Annotated in this window: 8 protein-coding genes and 2 tRNA genes; 7 read left to right on the top strand and 3 right to left on the bottom strand. The window is 38.4% G+C overall.

All coding sequences use genetic code 11. The annotated features are described in order from the left end of the window. The first annotated feature begins 22 nt into the window (after window positions 1-22). Window positions 23-1,480 (top strand): Fe-S cluster assembly protein SufB, encoded by a 1,458-nt coding sequence (gene sufB, locus G7Y56_RS03000; protein ID WP_165040974.1) that lies wholly within the window; start codon window positions 23-25, stop codon window positions 1,478-1,480. A 77-nt stretch (window positions 1,481-1,557) separates the two neighbouring features. On the opposite strand, the gene G7Y56_RS02995 is transcribed toward sufB, so the two are convergent. From G7Y56_RS02995 to G7Y56_RS02985, 3 genes are all read right to left on the bottom strand, one after another. Continuing rightward, window positions 1,558-3,684, bottom strand: a complete 2,127-nt coding sequence (locus G7Y56_RS02995; RefSeq protein WP_165040971.1) for an alpha-L-fucosidase — start codon at window positions 3,682-3,684, stop codon at window positions 1,558-1,560. Between the two features lie 88 nt (window positions 3,685-3,772). Further along, the gene (locus G7Y56_RS02990) at window positions 3,773-6,433 is read right to left on the bottom strand and encodes a transglutaminase domain-containing protein (protein ID WP_165040969.1); all 2,661 of its coding nucleotides are present in this window, start codon (window positions 6,431-6,433) and stop codon (window positions 3,773-3,775) included. Window positions 6,434-6,485: 52 nt separating this feature from the next. After that, a complete protein-coding gene (locus tag G7Y56_RS02985; RefSeq protein WP_165040966.1) occupies window positions 6,486-9,242 on the bottom strand; it encodes a putative LPS assembly protein LptD in 2,757 nt (918 codons plus the stop codon). Between the two features lie 193 nt (window positions 9,243-9,435). Here G7Y56_RS02985 and G7Y56_RS02980 point away from each other — a divergent pair, with 193 nt between their 5' ends. The 6 genes from G7Y56_RS02980 (at window position 9,436) to hflX (ending at window position 13,865) form a co-directional block, all read left to right on the top strand. Then, window positions 9,436-10,716: a M64 family metallopeptidase gene (locus tag G7Y56_RS02980; RefSeq protein WP_165023857.1), complete on the top strand. Its 1,281-nt coding sequence runs from the start codon at window positions 9,436-9,438 to the stop codon at window positions 10,714-10,716. Between the two features lie 98 nt (window positions 10,717-10,814). Beyond that, entirely contained in the window at window positions 10,815-11,525 is a 711-nt protein-coding gene (locus tag G7Y56_RS02975; RefSeq protein ID WP_165040964.1) for a hypothetical protein, read from the top strand. Window positions 11,526-11,713: 188 nt separating this feature from the next. Beyond that, window positions 11,714-12,211 carry a 6,7-dimethyl-8-ribityllumazine synthase gene (gene ribH, locus G7Y56_RS02970; RefSeq protein WP_165023862.1) on the top strand — a complete coding sequence of 166 codons (498 nt, stop codon included), beginning with the start codon at window positions 11,714-11,716 and terminating at the stop codon, window positions 12,209-12,211. A gap of 36 nt (window positions 12,212-12,247) precedes the next feature. Beyond that, a tRNA-Tyr gene (locus tag G7Y56_RS02965) sits at window positions 12,248-12,330 on the top strand. Between the two features lie 9 nt (window positions 12,331-12,339). Next, window positions 12,340-12,412, top strand: a tRNA-Gly gene (locus G7Y56_RS02960). A 229-nt stretch (window positions 12,413-12,641) separates the two neighbouring features. Next, window positions 12,642-13,865 carry a GTPase HflX gene (gene hflX / locus G7Y56_RS02955; RefSeq protein ID WP_165040962.1) on the top strand — a complete coding sequence of 408 codons (1,224 nt, stop codon included), beginning with the start codon at window positions 12,642-12,644 and terminating at the stop codon, window positions 13,863-13,865. Window positions 13,866-13,871: the final 6 nt, after the last annotated feature.

Below are 13,871 nucleotides of genomic sequence, written 5' to 3'. Positions count from 1 at the left end.
TCTTTTGCCAAATTAAATAAATATGCAAGAAGATCAAGATAAAATTTTAGACGAAATCACATCCGGAGAATACAAGTACGGATTTGTTACAGATATTGACACCGACGTTATTCCTGTTGGCTTAAGCGAAGATGTAGTGCGCCTTATTTCGGCAAAGAAAAACGAACCTGAGTGGATGCTTGAGTTCAGATTGAAAGCCTACAGACATTGGTGTACACTGAAAATGCCTGAATGGGCACACCTGAATATACCTGAAATAGATTATCAGAGTATTAGTTATTATGCTGCCCCTAAAAAGAAAGATGGACCTAAGAGCCTCGACGAGGTAGACCCTGAACTATTAAAAACTTTCGACAAGCTAGGTATTCCGTTACATGAACGCGAAATGCTTGCCGGAGTCTCTAATATGGCTATAGATGCCGTAATAGATAGTGTATCGGTAAAAACAACATTCAAAGATGTATTAGCTGAGAAAGGAATTATATTCTGTTCGTTTAGCGAAGCTGTACAAGAACATCCCGAATTAGTAAAGAAATACTTGGGTACTGTTGTTCCTTACAGCGACAATTTCTTTGGTGCTCTTAATTCTGCCGTGTTCAGTGATGGGTCGTTTGCCTATATACCTAAAGGCGTACGCTGCCCAATGGAACTATCTACTTATTTCCGTATAAATGCTGCTAATACAGGACAGTTTGAACGCACATTGCTTGTTGCCGACGACGACTCTTACGTGAGTTATCTGGAAGGATGTACAGCCCCAATGCGTGATGAGAATCAATTGCATGCTGCGATTGTAGAAATTATTGCTCTCGATCGTGCCGAAGTCAAATACTCCACAGTTCAAAACTGGTATCCGGGAGATAAAGAAGGCAAAGGCGGAATTTACAACTTTGTAACGAAAAGAGGAATCTGCAAAGGCAGAGGCTCTAAAATATCGTGGACTCAAGTAGAAACAGGCTCGGCTGTTACGTGGAAATATCCATCGTGCATACTTGCCGGCGACGATTCTATCGGCGAATTCTATTCGGTAGCTGTTACTAATCATCATCAACAAGCCGACACAGGTACAAAGATGATACATTTAGGTAAAAATACTAAAAGCCGCATCGTATCGAAAGGTATATCTGCCGGACAAAGCCAAAACTCATATCGTGGATTGGTAAAAGTCTCAGCAAAAGCAGAAGGAGCCCGTAACCATTCACAATGTGATAGTTTACTATTGGGTGACAAATGCGGTGCACACACATTCCCATATTCTGATATTGCCAATCCGAGTGCAGTAATAGAGCATGAAGCTACAACTTCGAAAATCAGTGAAGATCAAGTATTCTATTGTAATCAACGTGGTATTTCTACCGAAGATGCAGTAGGACTTATCGTAAATGGTTATGCAAAAGAGGTTATGCAAAAGCTCCCTATGGAGTTTGCGGTAGAGGCTCAGAAGTTGCTTCAAATCAGCCTAGAAGGTAGTGTTGGATAATTATTATCAACTTATATACAAAACAGGAAAGGATAGCACATGCTATCCTTTCCTGTTTTATATGTTTTACCGTTCTTTTATTTCAAAGGAAAACTAAGATTCAAATTAGGCAAATTCATAGTTTCATGTATTGATATCGGTGCTTTCACACTCCAATTCACAGGAAAATATTCATTCGCTTTGAATTGAATTTCAGGTAATGTTTTCGTATAAATACGCTGTGGAACATTGTTATCTATACCGAAAGTTATTTCTTTCTGGAAGTTGCTGTAGAACTTAACAAATAGCAGATTCTTTCCTTTCTTCAAATCAAGAACTACAATATCTTTCAATGTTTCTACTTTTTCCAGATTTCCGTGATTAACAGCAATCGTACCATTCAGCGCAACAACTACACCATCGCCCGAAGTTACCGATACAACAACCTGCTGATCGACAGGCGAAGTTATCTCTTGTAAGGTATAATACGCATTAAGCAGACCACCCGGTAATGAATAATGTTCATTATTCTTATAAGTTGTTTTTCTCCAAGACTTTCCGCCCCAATCTTTAGCTATATCAGCTTTCTTTATGTCATCGGGCATACCCATCAACGAAGACCAGCGAGCATCTTGCATGTAAATATCTCCCCATGTAATTCCAGCTATATCATTATCCAATATTTGAGGAGAAGATGCATCCAGCCACACATCAGTAGTTTGCTTATTCAACTGCAAATGAATGGTCTTACCCAATTCCTGATCGGAATATACTAATCGGGGAACACGTTTTTCAGTTTTAGCAGGCGACAATGTCCATTCTTCCTTAATTGTACTTTGGTATATTGAATTATAATCGACTCCACTATTACTAAAGTATTTGAATGCATTGTATTGATTCAAGACAAGATCGGATGTTAGTAGCTTTATATTCAACGGAGGAACTGTATATCCTTTTTTGATAGAAATATCTATTACATTTATTAGGTCTGCATCCACAGAATTAGGAATCGTAACCACAACACCTTCTTTCGTTTTTTCATATTTGCATACTGTCTTCTCACCCAACACTTTTACTCCTGAGATACTTCCGACAAGACCCGGTAATAAGATTTTACGATCGGCAGGCATATCCAATATATGCAAATAAAGCTTATCCGATTTTGATGTTATCGAACCCCAAGTAAACGCCAGATGAAAAGGATCGGCATCTGTGTTATAAATAGCCTCTCCATTTTTATCAAGCCATTTGCCTATATCCAGCAATACATCTTTTTCGAACTCAACAATTGAGCCATCGCCACGAGGCCCGATGTTTAACAGAAAGTTACCACCTCTGCTTGTTACACGAATCAGACTTATCAGCTTCTCTCTCATTTTGTCTTTTTCGCTTCCTCTCTCCTGCCATGAGCGGTAGCTCCATGTTTCGTGAAAGAATGAAGCAGGAGATTGCCAAGGCACCCCGATTATATAGTCTGGCTCCTGATTGTCGCCCATCACCATAAAATCACCCTGTCCATTACCAATGCGACCTCCTACCATACAATTGGGCTGAAACTTTCTTACCCATGCTTTCATTTCTTTACTTTGCTCTAATGAGTGAGAACCCATATCGAACCACAGTTCGGAAATATCACCATAATTGGTAAGCAGTTCTTGTATTTGTTTCTTATTATATTCGAAATGTTCGGCAGGAATAAGATCCGAGTTATGACTCGAAATAGGCATCGCTGCCGGAAAATGCCAGTCGATAAGTGAATAATATAGTCCAAACTTCAATCCGTGACGAGCACAAGCTTCTGATAGCTCTTTCAATACATCCCTTTTGTAAGGCGTTGCGTCCACTACATTAAAATCTGTAGTATTCGTTTTATACATACAAAATCCATCGTGATGCTTCGATGTAAATACTATAGATTTCATCCCTGCTTTTTTAGCAAGAATAACAACACTATCGGCATTCCATTTTTCGGGATTGAATCGTTTTGCAACATCGGCATAAGTATCACTGTATATACCGGCATGTGCCTGTATTTGTTCACTCAGCCCTGTGGAGATATTCTTGCCTTTCCACACACCTCCCAGTTCTGCATAAATCCCCCAATGGATAAACATCGAGTATTTACGTGCTTCCCATTTAGCAAGCTCATTCGCATCTATTTGCGCAGACATACTGAGTGTACTAATAAACAAAAATGATAAAATAATGGTAAATGTTTTTTTCATGATATTTAATTTTGAAACAAAGGGTATTCAATCTGTCTGTTAATTCAGATAGAAAGAATACCCTACTATTTTTCTCTTTAAAGTATTTTTACTTTGTTGATTGCTCTTCTCTGATAGTTTTAAGGATATTCTCACCTATACCGATACGGTATCCTTGCGAGGAGAATAAGATTCCTCCATTAGAATTCAGGTAAACAGTCAAAGGGAAGTTATTAGAGAACTCTATTTGAAGAGCACCTGCCACAGCATTAAGTAGTGCACGATTATCATCGACGCTCCATTGCGATTGCTTAGGAAGACCTTTGAATACCGAGGCATCGAAAGCCTTACTCAATTTATCATTAGGTATTGCAAATAAGATTCCGCCACCCCATTCTTCTAATGGTGTTTGCACAACAGGCAGATCTTGAAGAATATGTTTAGTCGGCTCTTTATCCGGATCGGCAAAACAAAGGATCAGACCTTTACCATTCATTAATTCTTTCAATGTTTTTTTGTTACCATCTGTCAGACTAATAATTGTATTTGGGTCTACTATGCCTTGTACCTGTATGCGTCCTTCAACTCGAGGAAGTTTTATTTCAAGAGACTTAGTCTCATTCTCTTTTATTGCAAAATACTGAGTATTTACTGTTACCGAACCATCATTAGCTCTACTACCAATCATTAATCTGTAATATCCGACATCGACTGTTACTTTTCCGGGTAGTTCTTTAAGTGATTTGTCTCCTCCAAAATTAAGAGTAACAAAATTCCCATTTTCGAAACGAGCCAATGTATAATGAGTAGAATATGCAGGTTTTACAATATTGTCTTTATAGTTGGTAAATACAACCGAAGCCTTTGGCAAAACAGGAGCTTCTGCTTCGAAGCTAACATCTTTCCATTGGTTATTTTCGAAATATTGAGGACGAGATGTCGATGATTCTAAACGGGATGGGATACCCATTGTGCGACACAATGCAACAAAAAGAATATCACGAGAGCGTTTGTCTGCGATCTTCAATTCATGAGATCCTCGTGGAGAAATCGGACACTTATAATAATTTTCCGTTTCACTTATCTTAATATTATCACGAACATAATTTACTATTTCCACAGGATTAGCTTGTGCTATTGCTACCCAATCGGCAGGAATTTGCTCTTGCGCAAACGCTCTCCATGGACGAATTAATTCCAATGCAATGCGTGGCGAAAATATAGTACTCGCATACATATTTTTAGGTGTACCTTCTTTTACTCCTAACTTCTCACCATTTGTTAAATGATCCAATAGATAATCGGCAGGTGTGTCGCGCAAATCTTTTTCACGTAAGGCTGCCAGAAAATCAAACAGATAAGGATTGGCTTTTTCTTTCAACATAAATGCTTTCATTTCATCCCAATTCCCTTGCGACTTACTTAAGTAATTCCATGCTTCATCTGCATTTAAATTATTTTCTGCAGCAAATTTACGAGCGGCATCTTCAGCAATAAATGTTCCCATATAAGCATTACGGATAGAATCCTCATGAGCCAGACGCTTTGCATTTTCTGCAATTTTCTCTGCCGATAGCTCTTTAATAGGTTGCTCGGCTGGAGCTTCCATCACAAACGTTTCTTCAAATACTTTTCCTGCTTTTTGATCCAGTTTTATTGTTATTTCGGAATCTTTAGTTGCAGACTTGCCATAACCGTAATTGTCTCCTTTGTTTACCCATACAAATACATCACCCATTCCCGAAAGAACAGATGTAGCACCAGCAGCATCTGTGGTAGCAGTAGTAATAGGGTAGAATTCTGCATAATTATAGACATTATATCTCACTGTAGCTCCTTCTACCGACTTACCCGACTCATCTACAACTTTCACCTTCACTTCGCGAGTTGTTGTATAATTACCAAGCAAGTTAATCACCGAATATAGTTCTGTTTCTTCATTTTTTTCTTCCGGGCCATTATACACTCCAAAAACATTGGTATGTACCATCATAGCTCGTTTCCCCGGAGCTGTAAACCACGCCACATCTAATTCCGGTTCCGGTTCGCAAGCACCGATATAGTGCCATTTACCATCAACCCAAGCCTCTACCCATGCATGATTGTCATCGGTATGTGCCCAACGGGGTGTATAACACTGACGGGCAGGAATACCCACAGCACGCAGCGCTACAGTTGTAAATGTGGATTCTTCTCCGCAACGTCCCCATGAAGTGCGAGCCAAGGCCAATGGAGATGATGTACGACCATCCGTTCCCCGGTAAGTCACTTTCTCGTGACACCAATGATTCACTTCCAGCACAGCCTTCTCCATAGTCATACCCTTCACACGATCTTTCAGTTCGCCGAAAAATACTTGACGGGCAGTATCTAAATTCTCATTATTTACACGATATACTAATACGAAATGGCGGAAAATATCCTCCGGAATAGTTTTACCCCAGTCAAAATAATCGCGAGCTTCGAAAGCTGCGTCTACCTGTCCTAAGAAATAATCACCATCATAGTCTGCCAAATCCGACAATGGCATATAAGCGTACAGAAACTCTAAAGCTTCACGTTGCTCGATTGTTAAATCAGGTTTGTCGAATACGGAAAACAGCTCTTGACTACGACCCGCAGCCAGTTCTTTTCTTTTCTCGAATTGCAGATGAACTTGCTCTCTGTATTTTTCATCTTTCAAGAAATGGGTTTCAGACGGTTTACAGGAACCAAACAAGAAGAGTGCTAAAGCACTGAAAAAGACTAGGGAAGATGCTATGCTTTTCATAATATTAAATATATTTATTATAAAATATCTAGCAAAGATAAAAAATCTTCTCTTAATCCCAAGCAGGATCGTAACTAGATGAGCGTCCACGTTTATCATACTTCAAATCTTGAAGCATAGATGAGTTTGCACGGATGGAAACGAAGTACGACTGATAAGGGCCTAGGGGAATAAAACTCGCTGTAAGAGTCCAGCAATGGAGATTACGACTGAGGTTACAATTCAGATATGAAATTTGATTGGTTTCGAAATCGTAAGCAGAACTAAAATTGAAACTCCAATTTTTAGTAGGCTGAATACTTCCATTGAAACCCAGATTATGTGTCAGTTTATATTTAAACTCTCGGGTTTTCTCATTCCATCTGGTCATATCGTAAGCATAGTTGAAGGAATAGTTTGCCGACAAACTCCATTTGACATCGTTTTTCAGATAGCCATCGGCATCGTACTGCCCATCGTCTTTCTTACCTCCTAACAGACTTTTTCTCTCGGTTCCCTCTGCATCCATCCCATCTGTAGTCTCATCCATCGGATCGCCTTCAATCGGATTATTTTTATTGGGGTCACCTTTTTTATCTTCACTTCCACCAAACCACTTTTTGAAAGTATCTTGATTAATAGAAGGAGAAATTGCATACCCTACACGCATCAAGCGCCCAATGGTACCTTTTTTGGATATACGAAGTTCGTCAATACGCCTAAGTCCTGTCACTTTCCCATCTCTGTCTTTCACCAAATCGTAAGTATAAGGGTCGAATGTGGCGTTGATATTGACAGTCACAGATTTGCTCAACTTCAAACGGGTATTGGTTGCAATATCAGTCCATTTAAAAGAGTCTGCAACCATATTATAGCTGAAACTGGTACTAAAATTATCTATCAGACTAATTTTCTTAATCGTATCATTTGCCGCATATTTCATTTCGAGGTTATTCTCGAACTGAAAGTTGATCATTCCTTGCTTACCTGCAGGTGGAGAACCAAACATACCATTTTTAAATAGAGAATAAGTATGGGTCTGCAAGTCTCCATTCGCGTCATAATATTTATATGAATCGTAGAAACCAAAACGCGGGTCACTAAAATCGGGAGCATAACTAAAACCTATACTAGGTGAGAATATGTGCCTGATTGTAGTACTTTTAGAAAATAGAGGTGTAAAGAAACCGTAAATCCGTGTCTGTACACTTACTGCTGCATTGAAATCATAAACACGACTAAATGTATACGTTGTATCTGCATCGACATGTCTCGAACCATCCCATTTTTGAGTTACCTTGTCTGTATACCATCTTTCATTATATTGAATGGCAGGTGTTATATGAAAGTTGTTGAAGGCCGTATATGTCGCTGATATGGGAATGCTATGCCTCATCGCATGCTTCCAGTCTTTTTGAAGGCTGGAACTAAATAGCATATTTTCCTTTGTCAGAATGCTGTTACGAAGTTCTCCGTTATAATTTAACTGAATCTTCTCATACCAGCGTTCTGCTCCCACAGCCCCTTTTCGCTTGAAAGGGAAAATACGGCTCATTGTAAATGTCATGTTTGGCAATGTCATTGATATGGTAGAATCTCGTGTACGCTGATCTATATTCATTGTTGCCGATACACTCCATGGAGAATTCGGAAATCGTTGAGTTAAATTTACACTCGAACTTTTAGTACTTTGAGTAAAAAGGTCAGAATTATATACCGAATTTATCTGATTACGGTCGTATGAACTTGTAGAATAATTAACACTGGCAGACAATGTCCTGTACATATTAAACTTAGGATCCTGAGAGTGAGTCCATGTTATCCTTCGGTCTTTCGACACTGAATAATCAGGCAATAATTTATCACCGATTTTCGTAACCAAATAACCGACATCAAACGACCCTGAGTATTTATAGCGCTTGCGATAAGAAGAACGCGCATTTAGCCCCCATGAGCCCTTAGTATATATCTCGCCCGTAAGAGCCAAATCTATATTATCATTAATTGCAAAATAGTATCCCCCATCGCGCAGAAAGAAACCTCGTTCCATTTCATCCCCGAATGTAGGCATAATAACCCCCGATGAGTATTTGTCTGAAAAAGGGAAGAAGCCAAAAGGAAGGCCGATAAAAGGAAGAGGTAAATCCTCTATTACCAGATAAGCAGGACCCGTTATTACATTTTTCTTTGGACGAACTTTTGCTCTTGTTAATGCTAAATAGAAATGGGGATGATCATGATCATCGCAAGTTGTATAGCGTCCGTCTTCCATAAAGAAAGCTTCGTCTTGTGTTTTCTTAGCTTTTTCTGCAACAATATAGCCTTCGCCTTGTTGAGTTATTACATTATTTATATAGCCCTTCCTTGTCTTGAAATTATATTTCATCGCTTTAGACTCATAATCTACTCCCCCATCGGAGAAAACGGGGTAACCAAACTCGTCACCAACAGAATCTAAGCCGAACGTTGCTCTCACAATACTACTATCCATACTCATGGATATTTTCTCGGCTTTAAGTTGAATGGTAGTATATTTCACCTCACCATCGCCATATAAATACCCCCAGTTATCGGAAGTCATTACAATAGAATCTTTTGCCTGATAGTCGACTACTGCATCTAAAACGCTTTTTTTCTTAGTCGAAGAATCGGACGGTAAGCTATCTTTTTTAATTTTAACGGAATCTACCTGAACAGATAGAATAGAATCTTTCACCTTAAATGAGGATACACCAATAGCACCTGCTGTAAACGAAGATACTGCACCCCAGAATGGTACAGAGAACATTACAAACAGAAATATATAAGTAAAGACGCGTATTTTTCTCATCAATGAGATCCCATGCTTAGTGTATTCAGGATGCAAAGCTAATCAATTATACAAGAATGCATAATATGATAAATCAAAAAAAGTATAAATTTAATTACCCAAACCTCTTTTTCAGACCTTTATAATAAGCTACATCCAAATTGTTTATTATTAATAATTCATATATTTGTCATACTATTAAACGATACTTACTATGAAATATTTTCTACTTTGGTGTTCTATTTCTTTTTCGTTGCTAAATGTAACCGCTCAGAATTTTGATGATTACTTCATAGAGAAAACATTACGAATCGATTATATATTTTCAGGCAATGATCATTCTGAAACTATATCTCTCGATCAAATGAGCCAGTTACCACAATGGGCAGGACGAAAACACAATTTATCTGAAATCATAAGAGATGGTAATGGACAAATAAGTGTTTTTAGTAGCGAAAGCAATAAATGCATATATAAAAATTCGTTCAGTACTCTTTTCTTCGAATGGCAAACAACACCCGAAGCTAAGACTGTAAGAAAAAGTTTCGAGAATACCTTTTTAATCCCCTACCCCAAAGAAAAAGTATGGGTAGAGATTAAGCTCCGTGATAAAAAAGGATTTTATCAGTTGGCCATAAGACACCTTGTAGATCCTAATGACATTCTAATAAAAAAGAAAGGTGCAAGCAACCCGACACCATACCATATGATACATCGTGGCGATTCGACCCAAAACTGTATTAATGTTGTAATACTTGCAGAAGGTTATACACAAGTGGAAATGAGTAAATTCAGAAAGCACGCCCAAATAACCTGCGATGAGATATTTAAACATAGTCCATTCAATAAGCTGCAAGATAAATTTAATATTATTGCAGTAGAGACTCCATCTAAAGATTCGGGAGTCAGTGTTCCCCGAACTAATAAATGGAAAGAAACAGCTTTAAGTTCGCACTTCGACACATTTTATTCTGACAGATACCTCACAACAAGCAATGTAAAAGATATGCACGATGCTATTGCAGGTATTCCATACGCCCACATTATTATTTTAGCTAATACGGAAGTATATGGAGGGGGTGGAATATTCAACGCATATACACTGACAACAACAGGACACCGTGATTTCAATCCCGTAGTGGTTCATGAATTCGGGCATAGCTTTGCCGGACTTGCGGACGAATATCACTACGAAGGAGGAGATATATTTGATGATACTTATCCGCATAATATCGAACCATGGGAACCCAACATCACGACTTTAACTAAATTTGCTGTTAAATGGAAAGACATGCTCGCTCCGCAGACACCGATTCCGACACCTATCGAGTCTGCCGACAAATATAAAGTAGGTGTATTTGAGGGTGCAGGCTATTCAGCTAAAGGAATATACCGTCCTGCGTACGACTGTAGAATGAAGACAAATACATGCAAAGATTTCTGTCCTGCATGCCAAAGAGCTATCGAACAGTTAGTAAAATTCTATACGGAATAAAAAAAAGCATCTAAGATTTTATTTATAGATAGAAAACACCTATTTTTGTCGCGACTAATTAAGAAACAATAAAATAAACAATATAATTCATAGTAACAATGTCTCTATCAAAAAAGAAACAAGCCGAATTACGCGAAGAGAAAGACTGGCAACGTATTGATAATGCCGTTTTCGAATCAGAACATTTCATCGAAAAATATCAAAAACAGCTATTGATAGCTATAGGTATAGTCGTTCTTGTAGTATGTGCTTATTTAGCATATAACCATTTCTATATTGCACCTAAAGCGAAAGATGCTCAAGTGGCATTATTCAAAGGTGAACAATATTATAGAACAGGACAAGATTCGCTTGCTATCTATGGAGATGGAAATGGCTACATTGGCTTTGAAAGCATCATCAATGAATATGGTTCAACAAAACCGGGAAAACTAGCAAAATTATATGCAGGTATAAGCTATGCTAACCTAGGTAAATACGATCAGGCATTGGCTTACTTGAAAGATTATGATGGTAGCGACAAAATACTAAGCCATCTTGTGAACGGAACAATTGGCGATTGCCTTGCCAGCACCGGTTCAGCAGAAGAAGCTATACCATATTTCGTCAAAGCAGCTAAAGGCGTAGACAACGAAGTACAAAGCCCTGTTCTATACAAAAAAGCCGGAATCATCTACAGAGAGCTTGGACAATACGATAAGGTTATCGAAATGTTTTCTATCATAAAGAACCAATACAACAGTTCTGAATTAGCATTAGAGGCTGATAAATATATTCAAGAAGCAGAAATAATGAAAGGAAGTAAATAATACTCCTTCACTCTCAATATAAAAAAGGTCTTGCACGTAGCGAGACCTTTTTTTTTGTAGAAGCTAAACAATATATACATAGCACCATTTGATATTATAACTTTCTTTAGAGAAGATCAACGAATCCTTAATAGGTTTATCGAACAGAAATAAATATCTTTGTAGGATAAATCAAAAAACAAGAACAAATGGCAACAGCATACCATAACTTATCATCATACGATCCGGCAAAAGTACCGAATGGCGAAGAGATGACAATCGCAATTGTGGTTTCCGAATGGAATGAAAACATCACAAAACCATTGCTCGATGGTGCATATAATACATTAATCAAGCACGGAGTAAAAGAAGAAAACATTCTAATCGACTATGTACCCGGAAGCTTCGAGCTTGTTTTTGGGGCAAAACACATGGCAGAAAACAAAGAAGTGGATGCCGTAATTACTTTTGGATGCGTAGTAAGAGGAGATACCCCCCATTTTGATTACGTTTGTGATGGCGTTACGCAAGGTATAACAGATTTGAATATCCGCTACGATATACCATTCATTTTCGGACTATTAACAACTGATGACATGCAACAAGCCATTGATCGTGCAGGTGGAAAACATGGCAACAAAGGCGATGAATGTGCGATAACTGCAATAAAAATGATAGATTTTTACCGTAGAAATTTGGAAGAATAAATAAAAGCGTTATCTTTGCATCGCTAAAGAAAAGAAGGGCAGTTACCAGAGTGGCCAAATGGGTCTGACTGTAACTCAGATAGCTTACGCTTACGGTGGTTCGAATCCATCACTGCCCACACTATTTTGCGAAAGTAGCTCAGTTGATAGAGCATCAGCCTTCCAAGCTGAGGGTCGCGGGTTTGAACCCCGTCTTTCGCTCTAAGATAAAAAAACGATTGCAGATATGTGATCGTTTTTTTTATTTTGCTAAACATAAATACAAAAACCGAAACCGGGAGGTAAACCAAATGTAATTTACAACACTTCTTTTCCAGTGATTATCACATACACACTATAATCTGCTCCTTATACCAATATTATTTTTTACCTTTAAACGCTGTTTTGAGACCTACCATCTCATAACACATCTCATTATCTAAAAGATTATATGAAAGATTTTATTATATCAGAATCAAAAAACAAAGAAGCTGTTCTTGTCGGTTTAATCACACAGGGGCAGAAAGAAGACCAGGTTAAGGAATATCTGGACGAACTGGCATTTCTTGCTGAGACAGCAGGCATGGTTCCCGTAAAAAGTTTTACGCAAAGACTCGACTACGCCAATCCTGTAACATTTGTGGGCACAGGGAAGCTACAAGAGATAAAGGAATACATGGAAGAGCACGAGATCGACGTTGTGGTATTCGATGACGAGTTATCTCCGAAACAAATTCGCAATATAGAAGCCGAACTGCAAGCAAAGATATTAGACAGAACAAGCCTTATTCTCGATATTTTTGCCATGAGAGCTCAAACTGCTTATGCAAAAACTCAGGTCGAACTGGCTCAATATCAATACCTGTTACCCCGCCTGACACGTATGTGGACTCACTTAGACCGTCAACGAGGCGGAGGCGCTATGATGCGTGGTGTGGGTGAAACCCAATTAGAAACCGACCGTCGTATTGTCTTAGATAAAATATCCTTTTTGAAAGCGGAGTTGAAAAACATCGACCGACAAATGATTTCGCAACGCAAGAACAGAGGCAAGATGGTGCGTGTTGCCCTTGTTGGATACACCAATGTGGGCAAATCGACACTGATGAACTTATTAAGTAAATCGGATGTTTTTGCAGAGAATAAACTTTTTGCGACATTAGATACTACTGTGCGCAAGGTTATTATCGACAATCTACCATTCCTGCTTTCCGATACTGTTGGATTTATCCGCAAGTTGCCGACACACTTAGTCGAATCATTTAAATCGACTCTGGATGAGGTACGTGAAGCTGATCTACTTATACATGTAGTAGATATTTCACATGCTAATTTCGAGGAGCAAATAGAGGTTGTAAACAAGACATTGCTCGATATAGATAAAGAGGAAAAACCGACTATTCTTGTTTTCAACAAAGTGGATGCCTTTACTTACAAGCCTAAAGATGAAGACGATTTAACACCAAGTACGAAAGAAAACATCTCGTTAGAAGAACTGGAAAAATCGTGGATGCATAAAATGGCTGACGATTGCATTTTCATTTCAGCAAAAAACAAGATCAATTTTGATAATTTGAAAGAGAAAATATATGGTCGTGTAAAGGATATACATATCGCGCGCTACCCTTACAATGACTTTCTATTTCAAAAATACGATCAGGAAGAAGAGGAATGATCATCT

It is taken from the genome of Dysgonomonas sp. ZJ709 (assembly GCF_011039195.1).
In the GTDB taxonomy this organism is placed as follows: Bacteria; Bacteroidota; Bacteroidia; order Bacteroidales; family Dysgonomonadaceae; genus Dysgonomonas.
The sequence above is the reverse complement of the archived record's forward strand: the minus strand, read 5'-3'. Positions and strand labels throughout refer to the sequence as shown.